Source organism: Parachlamydiales bacterium (genome assembly GCA_041671045.1).
Taxonomy (GTDB): Bacteria; Chlamydiota; Chlamydiia; order Chlamydiales; family JABDDJ01; genus JABDDJ01.
The window spans coordinates 79,486-104,917 of record JBAZCF010000003.1 but is presented as its reverse complement, the minus strand read 5'-3'; the positions used below and the strand labels follow the sequence as shown (position 1 = coordinate 104,917).

Here is a 25,432-nt window from a genome sequence, read left to right as displayed (position 1 = left end):
GGGTGTGTGCAGTAGGGAGTTTAGGAAGATACGTGGTCGACAAGTCTCCACGTATCTTTATGAGAATTGCAGGCCGGAGCCTGCATTCAAAAATTAACGGCGCAATTTTCTTTCTAAATCAGCGATTGCTGTTTTAGCTTTTTCATCACGTTCTTTTTCAACGACGATTTGCTCGTTGATTTCAATTGCTTTAGAGATATCGAAGCCTGAGCCACCGGATTGTTTTTTCAAGTTATCAAGGTTTTCTTTAATCACCTGGCGGTATTCGCGCAGTTTCTTAAGGTCAGCTTTGATAGTGGCTAAATCTTCGGATCCACCTTCGTTCTCTGCAAGAGCGAAAATGGCCTGGTCTTTTTTGTGTGAAATTTTCTCTTTGAACTCGCGGAAAAGCTTCTCTATCTGAGATTTTTCATTGCGGGACAAATGGAGCAGGTCAGCTTCACGATTAAGCTCTTGATAACTTGTGGAAGCATTTTCAACAGTTAAAGAGTCAATTGTTGAAACAGCTTCTTGGAGTTTGTTTTTCAGAGCTTGTATCTTCTCTTGACGCTGAGCCGTTCTTTGCTGTTGTTCAAGATTTCTTTCGTGATGAATTTGTTTTTCTTTCGATTCGATAGGTTCGCGTAGTTTGAGTAGAGCTTCACGCAAGTATTTAACTTCATCGCGGCCTAACTCAGTTTTACGCATTATATTGCTGATGTTTTCCAGCTGTTGGCGTGCATCGTCAACGGTGATTTCGTTGGCGGCCAGTTGTGTTGCAGCTGTATTAATCAATGCTTCTAGTTCATCTTGATGCTGTTTGTAGACAACTTTTTGTTGTGTGCGTACTTTTTTGCGTTCTTTTTCCACTTCTTTCAGCGCGTCCCAGCTTTGGCTAAGGGTTTGACGGCTATGCATGAAAGCGTGTGTATTCAAAGTGAGTTGTTTTGCAACATTTTGAAGAGCTTTAATTTCTTCTCTCAACTCATAAAGATCGCCATCAGGTGTATTATTGGGGAAATGAGTTGCGATAAAGGCGTTAACGTCTTCAATGAAGGTGTTACTATTTTGTCTGATGAGTTCCTTTCTTACAGGAAATACCTTGTCGCCTGCTGCGGAAAGACGTTGGAAGAACTTGTTTTTTAGACGGATGCGCATTTCTGTTTTAATGAGTTCTTTACGCAATACGTTGATACGGGACGCATGTGCGTTAAGAATTCCTAAACGTTTTTGGATGAGCGAATATTTTTCGATATGGTCATGGAAAAAGCGTGGTGCGTTTTCGAAAACCACTGTAGGTGCTTTTGCAAGAACTTCGTCTTCGTTAATAATTTCATCTTCTAGGGCTTTTACCGCGATTTCAATTTGTTCAACGGCGAAGGCTGTCTGCTCGTCAAGGATTTCTTTAAGCTTACGAGCTTCACGGGATAGTTCACAATATTTTCCCCAAAGATAAGCACGCGCTGGAGGAGGTATGTTATCTTTAAATAACTCTAGACAAACCTTTCTTGCTTCCCAAAACTCTTTAAAGTGGGGTGATCCTGATTGAGAAAGGGCTTTTTCCATAAAATCCAGGGCATTGGAAATTTTCTGATCAGAAGAAACTGAGTCGTCTCCAAAAGAAGGGAGTGTCGTTTTTTCTTGCAATTTGCTGGATTCGTTTTTTATATCTTGGGTACTTTCATCTTCCATGGGGAGCCTTTCTTCCTCTGCGATTATCTCATTTTCTTCGATTATCTCATTTTCAAAGGGGTTATCAGCGGCTAATGGGTCCGCTTCTAGGAGTTCCTGGGAGTTAGTGTTAGGATTATAATTCATTTTTAGCAACTACTTACTTTTAGGTTGTTTCGTATGCCACTAGAGGTTTTTTCTGACACTCTCTTAGGCAAATTGAAAATAATTTAATGTGAAGTTGAAACGCATTAGGGTAAAATCAGCATTTAAAGAAAGAGAATATACTAAAATTGTTTTTTCGTAAAGGTTTCCTCTACAATAACGGCAATTTTTCTCCAAATCAGAAATCGTTAAAGTTATTCTTTTAGGTCTTTAATAACGATTTCAAGGGCTGTCTCTTGGTCCAACATATCCATATCCAGCCAACGGTAAGCCGGTTCGTGCCTGAACCAGGTGAACTGTCTTTTTGCATAACGGCGGGATGCTTTTTTAAACTCATCGACGAATTTATCAAAATCTTGTTTGGTTTTAGCTGAACGGAAGTAATCCAGGGCCTGCCTGTATCCAATGGCTTGGCAGGCAGAAGAATTTTCAAGCAGTCCCTCGTCGACAAGCCTTTCAACCTCTAGCAAGAGACCATTTTCGATCATTTCTTCACAGCGCTTATCGATGATGCTATACAGAGAATCGCGCGGGCGGTGGAGAAACCAGCAGCGGAAGTCGTAATTCTGGGGCGTCTTCCTCCCTTTCCAGGAAAGCTGGCTCACTTTTTTGCCTGTGAGCGAGATAATTTCCAGGGCGCGGACAATTTTCTGTTTATCATTTTTTGTAATGGTAGCGGCATATTGAGGATCAAGCTGTTTCAGCCTTTGAAACAATATTTCAGCTCCTTGGATTTCGATTTCTTCCTCCAAAGACTGACGAAGCTCCGGAACGGAAGGCGGCCCATTAGGAGGCCCGAACATTAATGAGTGGAGGTAGAATCCTGAACCGCCTACAATGATAGGAACGCATTCTCTTGCTTGGATGATTTGACAGCAGTGCCTAGCTTCAAAATAGAAATCTACGACATTAAAAGGTTCATTGATGGGACGGATATCGATGAGGTGATGTGGTACAGCATCGCGCATTTCCTGAGTGGCTTTGGCTGTGCCAATATCCATACCACGGTAGATTTGCATGGAGTCGGCGGAGATGATTTCGCCATTGACTTCCTGTGCCAGGGGAATAGAGAATGCAGACTTTCCACAGCCGGTGGGGCCGGCAATCACTACAACTTTTTTTTTGGGTTGATAAAATGTTCGGCTTAACTGTTTTTGGGCTTCGATTGTAAATCCAAAGAACAACTTTTCGATTTCTTTTTTTTCAAGAGTACAGTCACCACTCACAATGCATCCTGCGATATCTATAGGTTAATATTTGCGCAATGCATTTTCTTCTGTATTTTCAATATCGAGAACACGGTCGAAGCCTGACATCTTTAATACATCCAAAACGTTATCGTTAACTGAACATAGGATGATTTTGCCTACATTCTTCAGTTTTTTTGTGATGGATAGGAGCATGCGCATGCCTGCACTACTCAGATAATCGAGCTCGGAAAAGTCAATCAGGATTTTATTATGGCCATGGTGGATATGTTCAAAGATTTTTCTTTCAATGGAGGGGGTGGTAATGGCATCCAACCTGCCGGATACTTTGAGTACCAGAACTCCATTTTTCACTTCTTCTTTTAGCCCTGCTATGCCCTGATTGGTCGTCATAATATCCTCGATGCTTTGGTGAAGTTATACACTTGTCAGCGCAAATTGATGTAGAACTATATGAAAGCTATTTTTAAAGATTTCATAGTTGATTTTACACACTAGTGTATATCTGCATCCTAACGTATTCTCAGTTATTACATCAACTAGCACCTATCATGGACTCAGAAATTTTTTCAACAGGGAGTTTTTTATCGAGGAATTGGACTCTTTCAGCGGCAACGCGGAGCTTGCATCGTTTTTCGCCATCTTTTGCATACCAGACGTCTAATTGCAAACGGCCTTCCACGAGAACAGCTGAGGAACAATCAAGATATTGAGTACAGAATTCAGCTTGTTTACCCCAAACGACCACATCAACAAAGCATACTTCTTGTTGTTTTGAACCATTTTGATTAACAAACTCTCTATTGATAGCTACCAATAGATCGGTAACAGCTATGCCATTAGGAGTTTTTCTTAGTTCTGGCTTACGTGTCAAGCGTCCTGCTATAACAACTTTATTTAGGGCGACCATGGTACTACCTTAATCAGAGTGTTAATTTTTTGGCGCAGAGTGAGTGAATTTTACAGGGTGAGCGCGCCTATATTTAGGGCAAAAAATTAATTCAGCCCTAAATGCCACTTTATCAAAAAAATATTTTTTGACAAGCCTAACAATCTAAAAAAAGTATAAAGAACTAATCTTTAGTAATTTAAATTTTATTGCACTAATTCTACGCGCACTCTGCGCCCTAATCTTGCACAAATAGTCATAGCGATTGTCCTTATTGCATTGATTGTAACACCACGCGAGCCTACAACTTTACCGACCTCTTCTTGAGCAACTCTAATTTCAACAATGAGCCCTTTCTCGCCGTCGAAACAACGCACATCGACTTTATCGGGATGGTCAACAAGATTTCTTACAATATATTCAATAAATTCTTTCATGGTGCGACTTAAGTTGTGTTAATTAGTGTTTTTTGATGTGGGAGAAACGTTGGAATAATCTTGAATGCTAGCCTCCAACCAATGAAGGAAGTCGTCATTCCCCCCTTCTATAGAAGAAAATAGGATTTCAGGAACTTGATAAGAGCTATTTTCGATAATGACTTGAGTAACTTTATCGATGAGGCTATGTCGAGTTTTAAAATAGACTTTAGATTCTTGAGCTGTTTCAAGCTGATTATTCAACATATAGATAGATTCAATCCAGGGGACTATTTGTGCGTTAGCCACTAATCTTTCTTGGACTAGATACCGTGCAACTTTACGCGCTTCATCGATACTTCCGCAAGACCAGCTCATTTCAACAAACTTTGTCATTTTAACCTCAGAATGACCTCTCAACAATGTACTTGTATAACAAATGAGAGGAATTCTTTCAAAGCACTCTTTTAACATTTTCCATAAACCACCTCATACAGTTTGCATTATCAATAATACATGCATCGGCATCCTTGTAAATTCATTGGGGGTTATTTTTGCGAGAGAAGCAGAAGGTCTGAGAAACGCAAGTCAATGATAGTCGGCTGCCCTTCTCTATTTTTTTCCCATTGTTGGATATAAGGATAGAGTTTTGCGTAGCGGTTAAGATGGGTGGAAAGATCAGCAGCTTTAAGCCTTAACCATTTTTTATTATTTTGGGTTTCGATGCCCAAAATGATTTCTTGAAAGGGGTGGTTATTATTTAACATTGAAGAGACATCGATCCAGCTAATTTTTTCTGATGGAATTTCAAATGACTCGATCTGAGTAAAAACCCGTTTTACTAGTTCAGCATTTTCATCTTCAATGACAGAAGTATTCCATTTCAAATCATCCTTATTCAATCTGACGATGGGCATCTTTTTGGGGGTATAGTAGGGGAAAAATGGAAAGGCGATGAAATTGTTATCTATCGCGGTATTGCTGATATCATCTAAATAGGCGATGGGTTCCCTTAGTTCGTATTCAACGACTAGAGTTTCTGGAAAAGATTTAGAGATATTTACCACTTTGAATATGCCTAATGTAGCCAGGCTGTTGGACGCCTTCGCCGTATCAAAGTAATATAAATTTATGGGCTTATCTATACTTAAGCCTAAAAGCTCAATTAATGCGGAAGTAGGTAGATTGTATTTGCCATTTGCCCGCTGCACAAGCGCCCGGACTTGGTAGTCCGGGTCTTGAGAACGCTTCTGCGTCAGATAATAATTTAGGAATAACCAACAGGCGGTTGTGCCTGATATGGCCAATGTCACGCAAATGATGAACGTGAAAGCCTTTCTGATGCTCATGCCAACAGTGGATTGGGTTGGAACTGCCATTTTTCTTTCTGTTTTCTACTGCGTGCAAATGCATTGACAATGAGTGACTTGATCAATTCTTTTGGAGGCAGGCCGTTTTGTTCGCAAATCTGTGGATAAAGGCTTATAGAGGTCATGCCAGGGATAGGATTGATCTCATTGAACCAGAAGTTACCTTCTTCATCTAATAAGAAATCCACTCGAGCCATTCCTTGGCAATGACATGCTTTATATGCAATGGCGGCAAGTTCGCATCCTTTTTTAATCATATCATCAGGCAAGACTGCTTTGGCAGTGATTTTTGGACCATTTGGACCCACTTTATCTTCGTAGGAGTATATTTTTCCGTTGGTGCAAACTTCACCCGGAGGATAGACGGCTGTGGGTGCATCCCCAAAGACGGCAAATTCTATATCCCTCACCTTCAGCCTGCTTTCTACGACAACATCGGTATCGGATTTGAATGCTTTTTCTATGTATTCCTTTAACTGATCACGGTTTAAAGCTTCGTTGACGTTGATACTAGATCCAATATGGCTAGGCTTAACAATCAGAGGGAAGTCAATGTTTCCAAGAATTTCTTCTAGAATAGCCTCATTATCCTGGATCCAAGAATGCTCTGTCACGTGTACGAACGGTACGACTTTAAGGCCGTGGAAAGCGGCCAGCTTCTTTGACATAACCTTGTCCATGCAGACGGCTGAAGCTCTGTGATTGCAGCCGACATAAGGTCTTCCAAGAGCTTCAAAAAAGCCTTGGACAATTCCATCCTCGCCGAATGTTCCATGCATTACCGGAAAGAACACATCGCACCCGAAAAGTTTATCTAAGACATCGTGTGCGATAGGCTTACTTGAAAATACTGTTGTTTCGCTAGCGTCATCAGTAATAGACTTAGCTGCGTTCCACTCCCCGCCTTTAGAAACGTGGAAAGACTCTGCTTCAAACAACTGCGGGTCAAGGTGTTTAAATACAAATTGTGCTGAATTAACAGAAACATCGTGTTCAGAGGAAGGTCCGCCAAAAGCGACACCCACACGCCATTTTTGCGGAGGATTTTCTAAGAGCTTTTTACCAAGAGCGTGAGCAATATGAGTGATATCGCCTGCTCCAAGACACACAAAAACATCCATAGGCCGTGCAAATTCACTAAGTTGTTGTACAAGTTGATCTTTGGAGATGTATTTGACTTTTGAGCCTAGCTCTTTTTTCAATGCGTTGAGAACCAGCTGCTCATCAATACCTTGAATAGGCTTTTCACCGGCTGCATAAATATCAGTAACAACAATCTGGTCTGCAGCTAAAAATGATCGGTACAATTGTGGCAGCTCCTCAACCAAAGAAGCGAGCCGGCTATACCTATGCGGCTGGAATACTGCTGTTAACCGGGCATCGCCTATAGCTTCCCTTATTCCCTGCAAAGTAGAATCGACTTCAGCAGGATGGTGGGCATAATCATCGATGACGGTTACGGTCGGATCGCTGGGAACCTTCTGACTGCGGCGATTTACACCTTTAAAACTAGATAAACCGCGGCGGATCGCTTTTTCATCTAAGCCCAATTGAATACATAAGATGAAGACACCCGCCGCATTGAGCGCCATGTGTTTGCCCGGCAATGCAACTTCAATAGAAGGGAATGATTTTCCTTCCCACGATAGATCAAAGAAGCTGCTCCATTCATTTTGACGGTAATTTGACAGGATAGCGTCGCACTGTTCACCAAATCCATAGCAAATTCCACTTAGGTCAAGATCTAATAAGCGGGTGTCATCACCACACCAGACCAGGTGTTGGGGAGAGCGGACCTGGTCGGTAAACTGCTTAAAAGCTTCTATGAGTTTATCTTCCGTCTGATAATAATTCATATGGTCAAGGTCAATGTTAGTTACTATCGCCCCAAAAGGACGATAGCGCAGGAAGGACCCGTCGCTTTCATCGGCTTCTATCACAAAATAGGGGCCCTCCCCTTTTTTGCTATTAACTTCTTCACTTGTTAAGACCCCACCTAGGGCATAGTATGGCTGTCGTTGTGCTTGCTCTAGGACCCATGCGAGTAATGAACTTGTCGTCGTCTTCCCATGTGTTCCGGTAACTGCTAAGGGATAGTCAACACTATGAAAAATCTCTGCAAGGATCTCGGACCTATGCATGATTATGCATTCCTTCTTTTTTGCGGCTTGCATCTCAATGTGTTTGTCATTCACATCGCTTGTGTAGACTACGATACTCTGTTCGGGAACGTTGTTTTCTGCATGCTCATCAAAAATCTCTGCACCAAGTGCGCGTAAGGATTGTTTGAGAGGAGATTTCGAAGTGTCGCTGCCGCTAACTTTTTTCCCTTGCTGGAGTAAAATACGGGCGATAGCGCTCATTCCTATGCCGGCAATGCCTATAAAATGTGTATGCTGTGTCATAAGTATTCTCTATACGAGGTGTTTATTCATCTTTGTATTTATATACATTACTTCTGCAGCGACTTTAGAAATTCTCTTGCTGCTGTTTCCAAGGAAGGTAATTTAATATGCGCAGTATAATTTTTGATAGCATTTTCCCAGGGCTCTAACTGTTTTTTCCCCTCTAGAAAAGCAGTATAAAGCTTTTGCGGGGTTAACTCATTCTGGAGGATGAGCGAACCGCCTCCTACGGTGTCGACAAAAAAGTCTGCGTTATGCTTTTGATGGTTTTCAGTAGCATAAGGGTAGGGTATTAATATTGCGGGTGTATGTGTCTGCAACAATTCTGCTACTGTACCGGCGCCTGAACGTCCCATAAAAAAATCGGCCGCAGAAAGCGCCAAATCCATCCTAGGTTCAAAATGTTTTACGCAAGCGCTTACATTAGCTTTTGCGTAGGCCTCACTGTATTTCTCTATAGAAGATGCGGCGCCCACTAAATGAATAATTTGCCAACCTTCCATAAGACGGCTGCAAAAAGACTCTGCAACACAAGCGTTGATAGCTTCTGCACCTTGAGATCCCCCCGTAATCAGAATTGTTTTAGCTTGTGGCGAGAGATTGAAGTAGGAATAAGCTTCCCCTCTTAAGCTTAGCTTATCTATGCTTGTGAACTTTCCACCCATACTTATGAGCTTGGATGAACCTTTTATTGCACGCTGCGCATAAGGAAATTGCACTGCAGTCACTGCAGCGTAGGAAGAGAATAGTTTTACAACCTTCCCTGGGACACTATTGGCTTCATACTGAAATAGCGGAGTCCTGCACAATTTTGCAGCAGCCATGATAGGAAGAGTATGGAAACTCCCAAATCCTAATATGGCTAGCGGATTGAACGATTTGATGGCTTTTCTAGCCTGAAAGAGACCTGTGAGATTCCCTTTGGTCAGATCCCATAACGATTTAAGAGAAAAGCCTTTCCAAGGGGAGGCTTCGATCGATAGAAAAGCATGCTTTTCACGATCGAAGTACTTGGAAGTATTTAGCCCGCCCCCCATGAAAAGAATATCGTAGTCGGACAAGGACTCCGCTATTCTCATTGCCGGATAGAGATGTCCTCCTGTTCCTCCGGCAGCAATAATAATTTTTTCACGCATCCTTTATCTATAGCCCTTTAAACTCATTTAACATTGCTATTCCTGCAAGATCGGCTACCGGGCCGCTCCCCTTTTTCTGCTGGTCAATCAGCTGTTTGGACATGACTTTACCAAGCTGTACCCCTTCTTGGTCGAAAGAATTAATCCCCCAGATAAAGCCTTGGAAAACCACTTTATTCTCATGATAGGAGAGCAGCGCGCCTAACTGATAAGGAGTCAACTGCTTAGCTATCAACACATGATTAGGTGAATTACCCGGGAAATCTTTATTAGGGTTTTTGCTTTTCTGCCCTTTTGCCAAAGAAATGGACTGTGCCAGAAGGTTTGCGAGCAGTTTTTGCTGCGAAGTCGTCCCTTCCAATTCTAGATCGTGTTTATACTGACCTTCAAGGAACCCGATAAATTCTATAGGAATACGTGAAGTTCCTTGGTGTAGTAGTTGGAAAAACGAATGCTGAGCATCTGTTCCGGGCCTTCCCCAGATGATCGGACCGGTGTCGAATTCTACAAAATTGCCATTTTGATCTACTCTTTTACCGTTAGACTCCATATCAAGTTGCTGCAAATGGTCGCAGAAAAAGCTCAACGCAACGGAATAAGGAATGATGGCTAACGTGGGAGACTTGAGGAAATTACGATTCCAAATTCCTAGAAGGGCGGCTAAGAGGGGTAGATTTGTTTTTAAAGTAGGAGTAAGGGCTGCCTGATCCATAGCATGGGCGCCACGTAAAAATTCGATAAATGCATCATAGCCTTCGGAAAAAACGATTGGAAGCCCCCCTACTGTAGATGTAGAGGAATATCTTCCGCCAACCCAATCCCACAGTAGAAAAACGCCGCGGTAATTTTTAGGGTTGTCCAGTGGAGACCCCTGTCCCGTGACAGCGTAGAAATACTGATTGGCATCTAATCCTGCCTGCCTATATGCATCCCTTAAAAGGAGCTCATTGGTAGCAATCTCTAAAGTTGATCCCGATTTCGAGACGACAGCAACGATGGTATTTTTTAATGAAACGCACTTTAAAGTTTTTGCAACAGCGTCCGGGTCCACATTACTGATAAAGTAGACTTTTCTGTTAGGCTTTTTCAAATACATCAGTGCATTATAGCATGCTTTTGGACCTAATTCAGATCCACCTATAGCAACAATAATGAGATTTTGAATCGCAGGATCTTTCTCAATATCTTCAGAGAACTTCTTTAATGCATCCAACTGCTGTTTTGCCATTAAACGCGCTTCTTTCGCTGCGGGATCTTGACGCGGATTATCAAACTGATCTCTCAAGGCTGTATGGAGTACTGCTCTGTTTTCGCTGTCGAAGCCTTTAATAAAATTTATCTTCTCACCGGCTTGTAGCTGCTGCATTTTTTCAAAAACTTTGCGTTCTTTGGCAAGTTCAATTAATTGCTGCATTATCTGATCGTCAATTCTCTCAGTCCCGTAAAGAAGCTTGTAACCGCATGCTTGAGAAATGTATTTTTGTACTCGCTCAGGGGTTAATGCATTAGAAGCTGTCAGATCAAAGGGATGCTTCGCTAATTTTTCAAGCTCTTTGTAAGCAATGCTGCTTGTAAACTCTGATATATTTGCAGGGGCTTCCTTTAAAAGGGACATGTCTTGACTCCTCATTAAATTCTTTCACCACATTGAATGACATGCACGTAAAAATCAAGGCTTCAGACAGCAAAACTTGCACGGCTATTTGATTTTAATGAACCCATGATTAAGCTGTAATCGCGGTGTAATAGCAAGCTTATGAGAGAAATTAATACTAAAATGGGTTTGAGGGTACCGCCTAATTATTCCAAATTGTATAATTAGTGGAAACAAGGACCCCTTATGCAAAAACGAAATGAACTTTGCTGGTGCGGCAGTGGTAAAAAATGGAAAGCTTGCCACTACCCAATCCATAGAAATCAAGTTAAACCTTTGGATTCCAAAGAATTATACTATAAAAAAAACGGAATTATCCTCAAAACTCCCGAACAAATTGAGGGGATACGCCAAGCCTGCCACTTAGCGGCTGAGATCTTAGATAAAACATGTGCAATAGCCAAAGTTGGAGTAACCACCGATGAACTCAATCAATTTGCTCATCAACTGCATCTAGATGCCGGAGCTATTCCCGCCCCTTTAAAATACGGACATCCCCCCTTCCCGAAAAGCATCTGCACTTCTATCAATGAAGTCATTTGTCATGGTATTCCCGACGATACCCCTCTAAGAGAGGGCGACATAATAAACATCGACGTCACTGTAATTTTAAAAGGATATTACGGCGACTGCAGCCGGATGGTTATGATCGGAGCGGTCAGCGAAGATAAAAAACGTGTTGTCGACGTCTCTTACGAATGTTTAATGCGTTCTATTGCTATCTTAAAGCCTGGAGTTAGAGTATTCCAGATCGGCCAGGTCATCGAGGATTATGCCAAACAACACAGTTGCTCTGTTGTGAACCAATTTGTAGGACACGGAGTGGGTGTCGAGTTTCACGAAGGCCCTCAGATTCCCCACAGCCGTAACAACAGCCAAATAGAACTTGCAGCCGGTATGACCTTTACCATTGAACCTATGATTAATGCAGGACTACGTGAAGGTGTTGTAGACCCCAAAGACCAATGGACTGCACGCACCGTAGATGGCAAGCCAAGCGGCCAATGGGAGCATACATTGCTCATTACCGAAAACGGCTTTGAAATTCTAACGCCTTGGAAAAGAAATTAATTAATGATAAAAGGATAAGGAAGCATCGCTTCCTTATCCAGCCATCGAACACCGTCTATTCTCCGCTGTACTAAACCTCTCTGGCATAAATCTTGCATACTATGTTTTGAGTATTATCCCCTCAGAGGAATTATGTCTGTCGCTTCCATCTCAGTCAGTCCGATTGTTTTATATGGAAGCGTACAAAATGCTACTACTGCTAGTAAATCAAATAGTTCAAAACAATTATTAATTAAAGATCATCAGAACTCTATCCTCGCTGCTGCAGAATGCATCAATAAATATGAATATAATCTTTCGAATGAGAAACATAAATATAGCAAAGTCACTGTCATTGATGACGCCAATAAATCCCATACGGTATTTGTTAAAGTCAAATCCCTAAAATTAACCGGAGAAAGCAAAAAAACATCTCATTCAGAAACTGAATTAGTGGATATGATGAAGCAACAAGGTATGGATAAGTATTTACGCCTTACCTCAATGAAAGTCATCGTCGAAGTCAAGAAAACTAAAACCCACTCTCAGCAACAGTTAAATGCTAGCCAAGTTCTATTCCTCGTAAAAGATATTGAAATGAATAAAGATGAATGGATTAAGGAAGCGAATGAGAAGAATCACTGGCTCAAGAAAACCATTGAAGTGCCTGACAAAATACAAGGCACCCTTAAAGTCACGATTGAAATTTTTCCAAAAACACGTAGAAAAATAGATAGCCTTGGCCAAATCGATATCAAACTCAGACACATAGGTAGTGGAGGTTTAAAAAACGTTCATGAATCGTTTAATTACCAGAAATCTACCCTGACAGCCGGTCTATATACTAAAATGTCCGATGAGGCAGATAAGCAAAATCAAAAAGAGAAAGTCCAAACCGAGATAAATGTCCAAACAACTCTTCTTGAAGCTGAACCAAAAGACAAAAAGAAATTCATGCTCTCTAAGGCCATTGATATTAGGGAAGACAGCAGCTCAGGAAAAACCCGAACCAAAGTAAAATTTACTCAAAGACTTTTGAAGGAAAGCAGCTTATTTGATGTAATGACCTCAGGTAGATTGCCAGATGGAACTCCCTTAGATGCAAAGACTTCTAAGATTTTCACTCAAGATATCTTACATTCCTTAGAATATTTCGAAAAAATGGGTATAGTCCACAGAGATCTCAAAACTGAAAACATTCAAATTGTCTACTCAAAGAAAGAAAAACGCTTTGTTGCTAAACTTGCTGATTTTGACTTGGCATTAGACAACAAGAAAAATTTGAAAGTCGTAGGAACACCTCATTATATAGCCCCCGAAGTCCTGATGGGCGAAGGCGCTGATCACCGTTCCGACTTCTATGGCCTAGGTAAATCGTTAAGCCCTCAATATGACCCTTGGTGGCGCAAAGGACAACTCGTGGAAGGCCTTCTCCATAAATATATGGAGGATAAAGAAACATACTTCGAAGAACCTAGAGATAAGAATTCTTATGCCTGGTTTAACTGGAAAATGACGCATCCTGATAAAATGCAAAGATTTCAAAGCGCTGCTGAAGCAAGAAAATTCTTAGAATCGCTACCTCCTCCTACAGAGCCATCCCTCTCCTTAGAAATGCAAATGCATGTGCGTGTCGACGATGACGATGGTCCTATGTTTAAAGCGCTTAGACCTAAAATTCCCAGATTTTAATAACCCGATCTAAACTCTTCCTCGAGGAACTTTTGTCTTGGTTATTAACTCTTCTAAGGCCAAAAGCTCTTCTTCTTTAGCACTCAGTTCTGCCACTAGCTTAGATGTGTGTTCCAGATGGGATTGAGCGTCTTCCCATTGGCTCTCTTTCAGTTTTATTCTCTCGCTATTCAGTTCCTCAAGAGCGATAAAACGGTCCTTTCTAGCTTCTTCCAGGGCTTGAGATTGTGTTTCAAACTGTTCCCTCAGCTGCTGGTGCAATCCGCGATAGCGCCGATATTCACGGTCTGCTTCCTGCCAAGCTGATAAAAGATCCTGAGGTGTTTCTAAAGTGTTTTCTACTTCTTCTTTAACCTGAATCTGCTTGCATTTTTCCTCTGCTAAGCGAAGTTCTTCATTAAGGTGGCGGAAACAAGTGGTTAGGTCAGCGTGCTCTGCTTGCACCTTTACAAAATTCTCTAGCACCTGGGCATGCTCTTCTTTCAACTTTTCAAATAATACTTTATTTTCATCAATGCGCTCTCCAGCCTCTTGATAGCTTGCTATCTGTGATTGTGCTATTCTAAGAGTTTGTTCAAGCTCGATCACTTTTGCACTTGCCTGCGATGCATTGTCCACATTCTGACTATAGAGCGCTTTTTCCTGCTCTAGGGCTTGCTCTGCTTCTACAGCTCTATACTGCCATTGCACAAGCTGCTGGAGCTGCTTACGTAATTCAATGACCTCAGGGTCGACTTTCACTTCAGGTTCCGGTTCCACATCTTTAGGGGTGGCGGCAGGGATTTTGTTTTGAGGGGGCTCTACTGTAGTAGTATAGACAAACAAACTTGCGCAGAGAGAAGCTAAACAAAGATAAAACCAATAGCCCTCATACTTTGTCAGCTCTCCTCCATAGATATAGGCGAGGATTGCCAATGCGATAACGCTGAAGATCAATCCCGAATTCCTAAAAAGACGGCAAAAAAGCAAACCCGTCCAGGCAGTAATAACAGCGATTTCAACAGGGATAAGTAAGGCTGCAGGAGTTGCTACAAGAGGTAAGGTAATAAATGCTGGTGCGATGAGTACTCGCAGGTCTTTCACTAATGACATAATTATACTCTTTATTAAATAGGAGAGATTAGCATGAAAAGGGTCTTTTTCGCCAACACCTATAATAAATAATTTAATTTTATTATCTTAATGAACTTTTATTAGAATTCATGTAGATTACCCTCTTTTTTAACCTTCTAGGCCCTATATGACGCATATTACCTTCTACGATGTAAATAATCAATTTAGTAATATATTAGTTAAACTAAGAGGACAAAAGACTTCCAATAATAATTTTTGGCTCACCACGCAACTCGAGTTTATCGAAAAATGGGGAACAACCTGGCGCGACTTAACCTCAGTTTGTACTTTAGGGACAAGCTTCCCCCTTTCACACGTTAAAACAGTTCTAGTGGCTGAAGCAATTTACGAAAAGTGCAGCACTTATAGTAAGTATCGGCTTCTCTCCTCAACTGCAAGTCAAGATGCTCTCAGCATACTGGATGAATTAGATTCTTTAACAGGTCGCAAATATAATTCTCAAATTGAAGTCCGAAGAAAGAAAATCGAACAGTTGTCACTACAAAATACAAATCCTACAGACGCAACACGCAGATTCGAGCAGCTACTACTAGATGTACAAGACCGCAGTAAATGGATCACATCCGATCTTACTTCCCTTCCCAAATACAATAAATGGCACCTTCGCATTGCTTCTTTTGTGAATACCCTGTTCTTATCCTTCTATGACTATTTTGCTCCAATCAGGAGCGCGTGCGTTGCACAAAAACTTTACGACGAATGTGTGTTCCTCGAGAAGCAAGAATTATTTACTGAAGAATGTAAAGCTAAAGCCTTAGAGATATTGGAAGCGCTAAATTTACGCACGCATCAAAAATTCGAGCCGTCTATTTCCCACTGGAAAACTAAAATTGAAGGATTAATACCACTCTTCAGTTCGGAAGAAAACGTAACACAACAGTTCGATTCCCTCGCAAATGAGCTCCTAGCAGACCGTTCCAAAGCTTTAAACGAATCACTAGAAATCGTCTCCAATAAAGGAACTTATACCTATTTTTCAAATGATACGTCATTCAACACACAGCAAATTGAAAATATCGCTCTAATCCTGCTTAGAAAATGCCATTTCTACTCAGAGGATGCAAAACTGTCCGAAAATGGCCGTAACAACGCTATGCGTGTTTTAGCGGAGCTGATTGCACGTGCCGGCGCAACCCAAGTCCTAACGAACTCAGCAAAAAGACTTGCAGAATTTGCAACGTCTGCATCTGCTGAAAAGAATGGGCTCTCAAAACCAAAAGTAGTGGATAAGCAAAGTGAATCTGATACTACTGGAAAAACAACTGGAACTTCTACTAGTACAGATAAAAAGGGTCCGCCACCGCCTCCCCCCCTACCCAAACTTTCTGAAAAACAAAAATCAAAATATCTTCTGAGTGTGAATGCTATGCCCAGAAAAACTCAGCAGGAAAGTTGGTTAGTTGAGACACTAGAATTTAGAAATGCTCAAGCCAAATTTGGTTCTATGAAAGAGTTCTTGAGTAATTTAAAGCCGCCTTATAGCCTAGAATGCGCACTACAATCCCTTGACTACCGCAGCTATAGTGATCCGATTAAAAATCGTTTTTACAACTGGCTTCTAAAAGAAAATGAATTATTCGAAAACCTGAATCTTTCCCTCAAAGAAGTCATCAAAAAGAAGTTCCTAGAACAACTCAGCAGAATCACTGGAATAGCCATCAATCCTCTACGGTTATTTTGGTTTGATCAACCCAAGAAATCTATCCATGATTTACTCATTGAAGAGATCGAACTCAAATTCCCCCAAAAGTTAAGGCAGCTGCTCGTAGATAAATTACAGGCTAAAACAAATTTAAGTCGTGAAACGATACTTCTCTTATGGTTCAACCAAGAAAAAAGCATTAAAGACATTCTAAGAAGGAGCAAGAAAGAGACTAGTGAATATCTCATTGAAACAACACATGAAATATATAGAGAATCATTAGTCCACGGTAACAAAGAATCACTCCAAGCTGAAGCGTTAGAGATAGCTAAAAAGTGTTTTGATTCAGACGACTTTACCGGAGAATTTGGCGAAGAACGCCAAAGTGTTTTTGACACTCTCTTTGCTCTAAGTACATCTCAAAGTGCTAGAAATTCCGTCAGTTTTATACTTTCTCCTTTCTCAAACAAAAAAGAAACCTTGATTATCGATGGCATGCTGTTCTCTGACAAAGAGGAAGAGGATTACAGCCTTTTCCAAGCTACTTTTGAGAAGTTCAAAGAAAACCCTAAATTTATTGAGTGTTTAAGCAGAATTCAAACAAGCAGGGTAAGTTTATATTTAGCAAAAATCGAAGGTGTAAAAGACTCTTTGAAACCTGAACTCAAGACTAAATTAACAGAAAAACTTACACAAAAAACAGGGCTGCCTACTGATGTGATTGAAAATATCTGGTTTTCAAACATTGAGAGTCCTCCTTCTGCAAAAGTAGTTAATGAAGGTTCTACTTTGCAGATTCTTAGTGAAGATAAAATTCAAATAGAATCGGATCTTGTCAAAATAGTTTTTGATGCAATCGCAAAGTTCCCTAGTTTATATAAAAATATATTCGAAGAAGATGTAATTAAGATTCGACAAGTTTTGTTCTTAACAATATTCAATAACACAGCAAAAAATAGTGTTTTACATCTCTTACCTAAGGAAGAAGGCAGAAGCCTATACCATGACACTGTCCTGAAAAATCTATTCAATGATGGTGAGTATGATAGCAATGCTGTTACCGATATCTTAGAAAAATATAAAACCAATGAATATTTTGTGTTCCTTTATAAAACAATCTCAAATGAAGTCAAATCGTACTTCGATGAGAAAGTAAATTCTATCCAAAAAGATCCAAGTTATATCAAAGACTGCTATACAAAAAGAAAAGCTTCTGATGATGTTGTGAAGGCTAAGTTAAAAACTATCGCAAAAAACACTCTTGCCTTTTACCTTAAGATACCCCGGGATTGTGCAGAAGAACTTCTATCAAAAGATTCAGCGATGCATGCTTGTACATTATTGAGCGAATATTCACCCCAGCACAAAGTTAAGCTTAATAAACTCAAACTTGAATTGATCTATTCTGAATTCAAGGATGAACTGCCAGGCGCGCTTAGTGAAGTAGCTCAAAGAATTTATTTTGAAAGCTTAGATCAGTATAATACAGAAGATAGGAACACCCCCTTAGCACAGTTAACTCTGGATGACATGCAGGATGACGAACTTCAAAAATTTTCTTTACAGAACAAGTGGATAGAAGAGCTTGAAAAAGAACTATTAGCTGAAATCGCAAATGAAATTGAAGACATCGTAGAAAATCCGGAAGAACGTGAGAAGTATGCGAAGGGCTTGTGGTATTCGATCAAAGGTATTAAATCCAATGAAATTGCAGCTAAGTTAGAAGTGCCTCTTAAAAAAGTTGGAACTTATATGTTTTATTGATAAGTGTCACGGGTCCCCCCGCGGGGGACCGTGTCGATGTGAGAATGGTACGAAACAATCGTGCTAGTGACAGCCTAATGTAGGGCGAAGCTTCTCTGCGATCTTTGCGTCTCTGCGTTCATAAAACACTTCACAAACGATGCTACAAGCAACTTCATGCCGGGCGAAGCTTCTCTACGTTCATAAAACACTTCTCAAACCATGCTACAGATAACTATTCTCTCTGTGCTCTTTACTGCTAAACAATAGCCCTAACCCTGCCAGATTGGCCATCAGAGAGCTACCTCCTTGGCTGAAAAATGGCAGGTTTAAGCCTGTACTTGGTGCCAAGCCGGATACCACAGCTAAATTTAAGAAAGCTTGTATGCTAAGCACCGTCATAACTCCCGCAAAGACGCACAACGTTGCTTTGTCCTTAGCTCCCATTGCTATCTGAGCCATCGTTAATGATAATCCCATAAACAGTGAAATCAGGAGTAATATACCTGCAAATCCATATTCTTCAGCATAGATAGCGGCTATATAGTCATTTTGCGCTTCGGGAAGGTAACTTAATTTTTGCCAACTGTTCCCGGGCCCCTTACCGAACAGCGCACCTGATCCTGCTGCAATTTTAGCTTGATACGGTTGATGTCCACGACCTAACAGATCTTTTTCAGGATGTAAGAAAACATCTATCCGTCCCGAAACATAGGGTAAAAGAAATGCTGCCCCTATTCCGAGACAGACGAGTAATAGAATGGGTGCAGCCCAAATCCGCTTTTTTACTCCCATAACAAAAAGTAGAACGATGATTTCGACGAGAATAAGTGCAACAGTACCGTTGTTAGGTTCGAGTAAAACAAGTCCTAAAGGGATGATCAAGGGAGATAATAGTCTTGCGCACTCTTTATAGGAATGGACGAGAAATTCTTTTTCCCTAAAAGCGTGAACTATATAAAGAGGGATAATGAATTTCAGAAACTCCGAGGGCTGCAAGGACATTCCTGCAATGCTAAGCCAACGTTTGGCGCCGTTAACCTCCCTTCCTACTCCGGGTATAAGAACCAGCACTAAAAGAATGCTGATGAAGGCAAGAAGTAAGGGGCTGTAGCGAAGCCAGCTTTCCAGTCCTCTTCTAGCAACGATCCATGCTAAAAAAATCCCTGCACATGCGTACGACATTTGTTTAAATAGGGGTTGATAAAGTCCTTCATCCCGTTCATGATCGAGTAGATCTGCGGATGTTGTACTGAAGATCATCACCAAACCCAGCGCAAAGATTGCGCTGACAAACATCAGTATCTGTGTGTGCTCGCGTGACATATCAACCTATGAGGTCATTGAGGAACGCGAATCACATCACCCGGTTTCAGGTTCTTTGCAGAGTTCTCGTCCAGATTGTTCAAGCGCAGGATCTCTTCAGCGCTTACATTATAGAGTTTAGAAATTTTCCAGGGGCTATCACCACTTTTTACGCGATATGTTCCCGCGCCATCAGCAGGCGTAGGTTTAGGAGACGCAAGAGCTATTGGCTCGGCCCTTGAAATGAGGGGTATCCGCAATACTTGTCCGACTTTAAGCTGGTCATTTTTTAAGTTGTTAGCCAATTTAATTGCTTCAATGGTAGATCCATTTTGATTGGCGATCTTTTGCAGGAAATCCCCTCTTTTGACGACGATTTCGATCATATTTTGATTTTTACCCGAAGTTGCCGGCTTAATAGGGCTAGGGGGTGGCAGTGGGCTAGGGATTTGTGGAGGCAATGAGGGTACAGGTTCATCCACTTTTGCAATCTGTTGTTGCTGTGATGCAGCTACAGCTGCGGCAAAATCGCGAAGTACGGTATCCACTTCATCGACAGGTGTTTCCTGTACGTTGCGGTTTTTTGCGATCTGTGGAACAACTGTTTCTTTGTTTTCTATTAATTTCTCATATAGGGGTACTGCAGCTATTTGCGGGGATTCAGCAATATCAACATCCATCCTATTTGCCATAAAAAACAAAACCGAAAGCAAAATCACATTGATGATGACGGTAACTGCTATGACTTCTCTTCGATTCATCGTTTTTCTCCTTCTTTACGATGGATGTTTACAGCTTAGGCGCTGTACACACTCCTGAAATACTTGCCCGCGATGGGCATAATCGCGGAACATATCAAAACTTGCGCAACCCGGTGAAAGCAAGATGACATCACCCTGCCCCGCTAGCATAAAAGCCGAGTTAACAGCTTCTTCCAACGTCTGATAACTATTGACTGTGTAGTCGTCGCCGAGTTCATGATGTAACTGACCTGCGGCTTCTCCGATTGCACAAACTGCTTTTACTTTTCCGCTAAAAGGCTTTTTCCAACAAGTGAATTTCGCACCTTTTGGAACTCCTCCTGCAATTAAAATGATTTTTTTTGGTATTGCGGATACTGCTTTTATGACAGCATCTACGTTTGTTCCTTTACTATCATCATAAAAATCAATGCCATTGACTGAGGCTACGAATTCTATACGATGCTCACCTTTGCTGAAAGTTTTAAATGCATCTAGGACCTTTTTATAGCCAATATTCCAATATGAACAGATTGCACACACTGCAGCGATATTCTGTTGGTCGTGCAAAGGCAGAGAAGAGTCGAAGTGTGTTAAATAAGAGTCGTAGACGGATAAGTCATAAGGCATTTTAGCAAAAAGCTGGGCATAGTTCTGTTTGAGTTCCGAACTGATATACAGGGGTCTCCCCGGTTTAAGACAAAGGCCAATGCGAGCTTTGGAAGAGCCATATTCATCCATATCATTATAACGGTCGAGATGGTCGGGAGTTAGATTTAAAAATATGGCAGTATCAAGAACGGGGGTACTCATTGTTTCTAATTGATAGGAACTTAACTCCAGCGCTACCACGTCCACATTATCATCCTCACAGAGTAGTTCTGATAGCGGTATGCCAATATTTCCCATGGCTTTTGCTGAGATACCGTAGAAGTTAAGTGTATGTACGATGTGGGATGTTACAGTTGTTTTGCCATTTGTACCGGTAACACCTATGAATTTGCCTTTAAGATGGCGGCAGGCAAATTCAATTTCACCTACAACTTCTATTTTCAACTCTAAAGCTTTCTTGCAGATGGAATGCTCTAACGGGATACCTGGTGAAAGGATGACCCCAGAGCAATGAGCGGGAAAATAGGGATCTTCATCTTGATATAATTCCAGGCCCCTGTGGATTAAGGATGCTATAGCCGGGTCGATCTTAAGCGCTTCTGCACGTCTATCGTATGCGGTTACTGCAGCGCCAAGATGAAGCAGCGCTTTGGCAGCACTGCGTCCGCTGATACCCATTCCTAGCACAACATAATGAGATCCTTTCACACCTACCCCAGTTTTATTGAAGCTAGCCCGCCTAAAGCTAACAAAAGTCCGATAATCCAAAAGCGCAAGACAACTTTCGTCTCCGGCCATCCCTTATATTCAAAATGGTGATGAAGAGGAGCGCATAAGAAGATGCGCTTCTTATTTCGCAATTTATAGCTGCCTACTTGCAGAATGACGGATACTGCTTCTGCAACAAAAATTCCGCCTACCAATGCTAGAAAGAGGACTTTTCCTATTAACACGGCAGATACGCCGATGATACCACCAAGTGCTAGAGAGCCTGTGTCGCCCATAAACACTTGAGCGGGATGGCCATTATACCATAGGAACCCTAGGCAGGCTCCGCACAGTGCAAATAGGTAGATAGCTATTTCCCCTGCACCTTGGATGTAGAGCAGATTTAGGTAGCGTGCTAGCTCGATGTTATTGGAAAAAAATGCGACAATAGCAAGACAAGAAGCTACGAGGATAAGATTTCCTGCGGCCAGACCATCCAGCCCATCCGTTAGATTCACAGCGTTGGAGGATCCGGTAACAACGATAATAATCAATAAAGCAGCCAGAATTAGGCCAATGCCGGTGAAAGTAATAAGGGGATCGCGAAAGAATGGCATGAATATTCTTGCAGCCACATCCTGTATGGAGAGTGTGCGTTGAATGGTGGTCCATTGCTCTGTGCTTCCTAAGTAGGAAGTATCTACTGCTAGTCTGACGAGGGGTTGTTCCTTCACAATGGGCGGAATAAACCAATTGCCTACTTGAAGCGAATTACTCATGGCAGGCCACACTAAATACAGAGCAAGCAGGATTGAAAGTCCCACTTGAATGGCTAATTTTGCTTTTGCGGGGAGCCCTTTTGTATTTTTATAGCGTATCTTCAGATAGTCATCAGTAGCTCCAAGTCCGCCTAACACTAGGGTTGTACAGAAAAGGATAAGAGTAAATGGGCTCCGCGGATCCATAAATAGGAGAAGAGAAACTAGCATTGCAGTCAGGATTAATAGGCCTCCCATCGTGGGGGTGTCCTTTTTTTTGAAATGCAATTGACCTAGCAGAGGGCACTCTTCCATACGAATGGACTGGCCGATTTTCAGTTCGTAAAGTTTTTTGATCATCCAAGGTCCAAGGCTGATACAAAGCAGAAGCGATGTAGCAGCAGCCAGTATCATCCTTGTTGATGTGTAGGTCAGGATAGAAAATACCCCTGTACCGAATTGATTTTGAAGTAGCTCAATGAGTAGGAAAAGCATTCCCTTGCATCCTATATTTCTTCTATCACTTTCCACATTTGTTTTAAACGCGACCCCTTTACTAAGACAACGTCGCCGGGCTGAACAGTTTTCCTCAGGGCGTCAATGAGCTCATTCCGTTCGATAAAGAGATGGCAAGGTTTTTTATTTACTTTCCATACGTCTTCTATAGGTTTACATCCTTCCCCTAGGCAGAATATTTCATCTACGGTGGTCAGAGCATGCTCACCCACAGCACGGTGATGTTTTTCGGTCAAATCACCGAGTTCAAGCATTTCGCCTAAGGCTGCGATTGTTCTACCTTGTTTTTTGGGGACGGGTAGAGCATCCAAAGCCGCTTTTACTGCTACCATAGAGGCATTATAAGAGTCATTCACAAAGAGAATGCCCTTCTTTTCAATAAATTGGAGACGTCTTTCAGGAAGAGTAAGCAGGGGTTGTCTTTGAGCAATTTCTGTCCATGACATCCCGATGAGGTACGCAGCGACGGCAGCTATTAGAAAGTTATATCCGTTGTGTTTTGCAGGCAGATGCATGGGAGGGAATTCTGCAGCTACACCATTGACCCCTTTAATTGCAAGAGTTCCGTCGGGGTAGATGTCGAAGATAAAATCTGCGTGTTTGTTCTCTTTGGAAAAAGTAAAGATTTTCGGTTTGTGATGTTGGTGAAGTTTCTTAAGGCCTTCCACAGAGCTATCGAGTAGGCCGAAGGATGTTAAAGAATGTGAAAAGATCTCTGCTTTGGCCTGGCTGATCCCCTCGATACCTGAAAAGTTACAGGCATGTACAGGTTCAACGCAAGTGATGATGCCGAGGTAAGGAGGAGCGATTTTTACTAATTTGGCGATATTGCCTGCATGCGTCATGCCCATTTCGCAAATGACAACTTGTTCATCCCCTTCTAATCCGTTTAATAATGCCAGCGGGAGCCCAATCTGGGAGTTATTATTACCGGGAGTGCGCAAGACTTTATATTTGCCGTTAAGGAGAGTAAATAAAAATTCTTTTGTCGTTGTTTTACCTAGAGATCCGGTGATAGCAATAACACGGGAGTGTTGGCGGGCCAATAGGTCGCGTGCTAATTGTTGAAGAGTATCTAAAGGATCGTGAACAAAAATGAGGGTCAAACCGTAGTGGGGACCGGAATAATCGTCATGAACAATAGCTGCTACCGCACCCTTCTCAGAAACTTCTTTGAGAAATTGATGGCCGTCGGTTTGAGCGCCTTTCATGGCGACAAATAAATTCCCCGCTTGAACGAGGCGGCTATCGCAGGCAACACCCATGAAATCTTGGTATCTAGGGGCGCCTCCAATTCTTCCGTAATGTGTAAGTTGGTAAATATTTTGTTTTTTCATTGTCTTGCGAAATAATAATTGGGGGCATAATATGCTTAGGGTATATTTTCGGCAGTTGTAAGGCAATCAATTTTTTCTATTTTTCGAGGTAGCATGCGTAATCCCCAACAAACAATAATCCTTGCAACTGGTTTTGCCATGTTCTCGATGTTTTTCGGAGCAGGAAACATAGTCTTTCCATTGGCAATGGGTCAGCATACCGAATCGATGATACCATTCGCTTTTATGGGTTTATTAATTACTGCAGTGGGCGTCCCCTTTATGGGATTGATAGCTATGACTTTGTATGATGGGGATTATAAAGAGTTTTTTGCTCGATTAGGTATTTGGCCCGGATTTGTGCTATCTGCAATTATTATGGGGTTGATAGGCCCATTTGGAGCTATTCCACGTTGCATCACCTTGGCCTATTCTACTGCGCACATGTATTTTCCGGGTATTAGCCTCCCCGTTTTCAGTATCATTTCCTGTTGCGCTATCTTTTCCTTAACGTATAAAAAGAACAAACTCTTGGACATTTTAGGCTATGTATTAACGCCATTCCTTTTGTTGACTCTGACTATCATCATAGTGAAAGGTCTTCTAGAATCACAGCATATGCCACAAAGCACCTTCTCACCACTTCCTGTCTTTTTCTATGGATTTAATGAAGGGTATAAAACTATGGACCTTCTAGGCGCTTTCTTCTTTTCTTCAGTGGTAATCGCGGGCCTAAAAAATGATTTGAATGCGACGAGTTCAAAACAAGACTCCAGTGCATTAATAAAAGTAGCGATTAAAGCCAGCGTATTAGGTGCTATATTATTGGCTATAGTTTATGCAGGATTCAGCGCAATAGCTGCCTATAATGGCAGTTTATTAGAACCTCTACCTAAGGATGAAATGATCGGTGTACTTTCCAGAAATATCCTAGGACAATATGCAGGATTCATTGCGACAGTTTGTGTTGCCTTGGCGACCTTGACTACTGCAATGGCGCTTTCATCGGTTTTTGCGGAATTTCTACATAAGGATGTGGCATTAGGGAAAATAGGCTATATTCCTTCACTGTTGGTCACGCTCGTCATTGCCTTTTTTGTTTCTACTTTACATTTTACAGGCATAGCACAATTTTTAGAGCCTATATTGCAGGTCTGTTATCCTTCCATGATTGTGCTTAGCGCAGCCAACTTATGTTATAAGCTATTTGGTTTTAAACCCGTAAAGTCCCTTGTATTTGGCACTTTAGCGTTAACAATAGCTATTTATGGCGCTGTGCTTTACTTGGGTTGAGGCTCGAGTTTTCTACCAAACTTTAGCTCA

General features: G+C 41.6%; 20 protein-coding genes. 4 read left to right on the top strand and 16 right to left on the bottom strand.

The annotated features are described in order from the left end of the window. Window positions 1–93: 93 nt before the first annotated feature. From WC222_05015 to WC222_04970, 10 genes are all read right to left on the bottom strand, one after another. Window positions 94–1,797 (bottom strand): hypothetical protein, encoded by a 1,704-nt coding sequence (locus WC222_05015; GenBank protein MFA6915737.1) that lies wholly within the window; start codon window positions 1,795–1,797, stop codon window positions 94–96. A 212-nt stretch (window positions 1,798–2,009) separates the two neighbouring features. Continuing rightward, window positions 2,010–3,041 (bottom strand): tRNA (adenosine(37)-N6)-dimethylallyltransferase MiaA, encoded by a 1,032-nt coding sequence (miaA, locus tag WC222_05010; protein ID MFA6915736.1) that lies wholly within the window; start codon window positions 3,039–3,041, stop codon window positions 2,010–2,012. Window positions 3,042–3,065: 24 nt separating this feature from the next. Further along, entirely contained in the window at window positions 3,066–3,416 is a 351-nt protein-coding gene (locus WC222_05005) for an STAS domain-containing protein (protein MFA6915735.1), read from the bottom strand. Between the two features lie 142 nt (window positions 3,417–3,558). Continuing rightward, complete coding sequence (ssb, locus tag WC222_05000; GenBank protein ID MFA6915734.1) at window positions 3,559–3,933, bottom strand: single-stranded DNA-binding protein; 375 nt, start codon at window positions 3,931–3,933, stop codon at window positions 3,559–3,561. Between the two features lie 185 nt (window positions 3,934–4,118). Continuing rightward, window positions 4,119–4,349 (bottom strand): KH domain-containing protein, encoded by a 231-nt coding sequence (locus WC222_04995; protein ID MFA6915733.1) that lies wholly within the window; start codon window positions 4,347–4,349, stop codon window positions 4,119–4,121. Between the two features lie 18 nt (window positions 4,350–4,367). After that, complete coding sequence (gene cutA, locus WC222_04990) at window positions 4,368–4,724, bottom strand: divalent-cation tolerance protein CutA (GenBank protein ID MFA6915732.1); 357 nt, start codon at window positions 4,722–4,724, stop codon at window positions 4,368–4,370. Between the two features lie 152 nt (window positions 4,725–4,876). Continuing rightward, window positions 4,877–5,707, bottom strand: coding sequence for a hypothetical protein (locus WC222_04985; GenBank protein MFA6915731.1), 831 nt, complete (start codon window positions 5,705–5,707; stop codon window positions 4,877–4,879). Further along, window positions 5,674–8,103 carry a UDP-N-acetylmuramate--L-alanine ligase gene (gene murC, locus WC222_04980; protein MFA6915730.1) on the bottom strand — a complete coding sequence of 810 codons (2,430 nt, stop codon included), beginning with the start codon at window positions 8,101–8,103 and terminating at the stop codon, window positions 5,674–5,676. The genes WC222_04985 and murC overlap by 34 nt, the downstream gene beginning before the upstream one ends. Window positions 8,104–8,150: 47 nt before the next feature. Beyond that, window positions 8,151–9,239, bottom strand: coding sequence for a UDP-N-acetylglucosamine--N-acetylmuramyl-(pentapeptide) pyrophosphoryl-undecaprenol N-acetylglucosamine transferase (locus WC222_04975; GenBank protein MFA6915729.1), 1,089 nt, complete (start codon window positions 9,237–9,239; stop codon window positions 8,151–8,153). Between the two features lie 7 nt (window positions 9,240–9,246). Further along, entirely contained in the window at window positions 9,247–10,854 is a 1,608-nt protein-coding gene (locus WC222_04970; GenBank protein ID MFA6915728.1) for a glucose-6-phosphate isomerase, read from the bottom strand. Window positions 10,855–11,079: 225 nt separating this feature from the next. On the opposite strand from WC222_04970, the gene WC222_04965 reads away from it, so the two are divergent. Further along, complete coding sequence (locus WC222_04965; GenBank protein MFA6915727.1) at window positions 11,080–11,964, top strand: methionyl aminopeptidase; 885 nt, start codon at window positions 11,080–11,082, stop codon at window positions 11,962–11,964. Between the two features lie 132 nt (window positions 11,965–12,096). Next, entirely contained in the window at window positions 12,097–13,635 is a 1,539-nt protein-coding gene (locus WC222_04960; protein ID MFA6915726.1) for a protein kinase, read from the top strand. Between the two features lie 9 nt (window positions 13,636–13,644). Here the strand turns inward: WC222_04960 and WC222_04955 are convergent, their stop codons facing one another. Continuing rightward, window positions 13,645–14,727, bottom strand: coding sequence for a hypothetical protein (locus WC222_04955; GenBank protein MFA6915725.1), 1,083 nt, complete (start codon window positions 14,725–14,727; stop codon window positions 13,645–13,647). Window positions 14,728–14,875: 148 nt separating this feature from the next. Between WC222_04955 and WC222_04950 the strand changes: the two genes are divergently transcribed. Beyond that, the gene (locus WC222_04950; protein MFA6915724.1) at window positions 14,876–18,175 is read left to right on the top strand and encodes a hypothetical protein; all 3,300 of its coding nucleotides are present in this window, start codon (window positions 14,876–14,878) and stop codon (window positions 18,173–18,175) included. Window positions 18,176–18,379: 204 nt separating this feature from the next. Here WC222_04950 and WC222_04945 read toward each other — a convergent pair whose 3' ends face one another. The 5 genes from WC222_04945 to murF are packed head-to-tail and all read right to left on the bottom strand — an operon-like array spanning window position 18,380 to window position 24,130. Then, window positions 18,380–19,480, bottom strand: coding sequence for a putative peptidoglycan glycosyltransferase FtsW (locus WC222_04945; protein MFA6915723.1), 1,101 nt, complete (start codon window positions 19,478–19,480; stop codon window positions 18,380–18,382). 14 nt (window positions 19,481–19,494) lie between these two features. Then, window positions 19,495–20,220, bottom strand: coding sequence for a LysM peptidoglycan-binding domain-containing protein (locus WC222_04940; protein MFA6915722.1), 726 nt, complete (start codon window positions 20,218–20,220; stop codon window positions 19,495–19,497). A gap of 15 nt (window positions 20,221–20,235) precedes the next feature. Continuing rightward, window positions 20,236–21,519, bottom strand: a complete 1,284-nt coding sequence (gene murD, locus WC222_04935) for a UDP-N-acetylmuramoyl-L-alanine--D-glutamate ligase (GenBank protein ID MFA6915721.1) — start codon at window positions 21,517–21,519, stop codon at window positions 20,236–20,238. Window positions 21,520–21,521: 2 nt separating this feature from the next. Beyond that, window positions 21,522–22,772 (bottom strand): phospho-N-acetylmuramoyl-pentapeptide-transferase, encoded by a 1,251-nt coding sequence (mraY, locus tag WC222_04930; GenBank protein ID MFA6915720.1) that lies wholly within the window; start codon window positions 22,770–22,772, stop codon window positions 21,522–21,524. Between the two features lie 11 nt (window positions 22,773–22,783). Beyond that, entirely contained in the window at window positions 22,784–24,130 is a 1,347-nt protein-coding gene (gene murF / locus WC222_04925) for a UDP-N-acetylmuramoyl-tripeptide--D-alanyl-D-alanine ligase (protein MFA6915719.1), read from the bottom strand. A gap of 93 nt (window positions 24,131–24,223) precedes the next feature. Here murF and WC222_04920 point away from each other — a divergent pair, with 93 nt between their 5' ends. Next, window positions 24,224–25,402 carry a branched-chain amino acid transport system II carrier protein gene (locus WC222_04920; protein ID MFA6915718.1) on the top strand — a complete coding sequence of 393 codons (1,179 nt, stop codon included), beginning with the start codon at window positions 24,224–24,226 and terminating at the stop codon, window positions 25,400–25,402. Window positions 25,403–25,432: the final 30 nt, after the last annotated feature.

Coding starts and splice junctions, on each gene's coding strand:
- WC222_05015 (MFA6915737.1), bottom strand. CDS start 1,797: ATGAATTATAATCCTAACACTAACTCCCAGGAACTCCTAGAAGCGGAC.
- WC222_05005 (MFA6915735.1), bottom strand. CDS start 3,416: ATGACGACCAATCAGGGCATAGCAGGGCTAAAAGAAGAAGTGAAAAAT.
- ssb (MFA6915734.1), bottom strand. CDS start 3,933: ATGGTCGCCCTAAATAAAGTTGTTATAGCAGGACGCTTGACACGTAAG.
- WC222_04995 (MFA6915733.1), bottom strand. CDS start 4,349: ATGAAAGAATTTATTGAATATATTGTAAGAAATCTTGTTGACCATCCC.
- cutA (MFA6915732.1), bottom strand. CDS start 4,724: ATGACAAAGTTTGTTGAAATGAGCTGGTCTTGCGGAAGTATCGATGAA.
- WC222_04985 (MFA6915731.1), bottom strand. CDS start 5,707: ATGGCAGTTCCAACCCAATCCACTGTTGGCATGAGCATCAGAAAGGCT.
- murC (MFA6915730.1), bottom strand. CDS start 8,103: ATGACACAGCATACACATTTTATAGGCATTGCCGGCATAGGAATGAGC.
- WC222_04975 (MFA6915729.1), bottom strand. CDS start 9,239: ATGCGTGAAAAAATTATTATTGCTGCCGGAGGAACAGGAGGACATCTC.
- WC222_04970 (MFA6915728.1), bottom strand. CDS start 10,854: ATGTCCCTTTTAAAGGAAGCCCCTGCAAATATATCAGAGTTTACAAGC.
- WC222_04965 (MFA6915727.1), top strand. CDS start 11,080: ATGCAAAAACGAAATGAACTTTGCTGGTGCGGCAGTGGTAAAAAATGG.
- WC222_04960 (MFA6915726.1), top strand. CDS start 12,097: ATGTCTGTCGCTTCCATCTCAGTCAGTCCGATTGTTTTATATGGAAGC.
- WC222_04955 (MFA6915725.1), bottom strand. CDS start 14,727: ATGTCATTAGTGAAAGACCTGCGAGTACTCATCGCACCAGCATTTATT.
- WC222_04950 (MFA6915724.1), top strand. CDS start 14,876: ATGACGCATATTACCTTCTACGATGTAAATAATCAATTTAGTAATATA.
- WC222_04945 (MFA6915723.1), bottom strand. CDS start 19,480: ATGTCACGCGAGCACACACAGATACTGATGTTTGTCAGCGCAATCTTT.
- WC222_04940 (MFA6915722.1), bottom strand. CDS start 20,220: ATGAATCGAAGAGAAGTCATAGCAGTTACCGTCATCATCAATGTGATT.
- mraY (MFA6915720.1), bottom strand. CDS start 22,772: ATGCTTTTCCTACTCATTGAGCTACTTCAAAATCAATTCGGTACAGGG.
- murF (MFA6915719.1), bottom strand. CDS start 24,130: ATGAAAAAACAAAATATTTACCAACTTACACATTACGGAAGAATTGGA.
- WC222_04920 (MFA6915718.1), top strand. CDS start 24,224: ATGCGTAATCCCCAACAAACAATAATCCTTGCAACTGGTTTTGCCATG.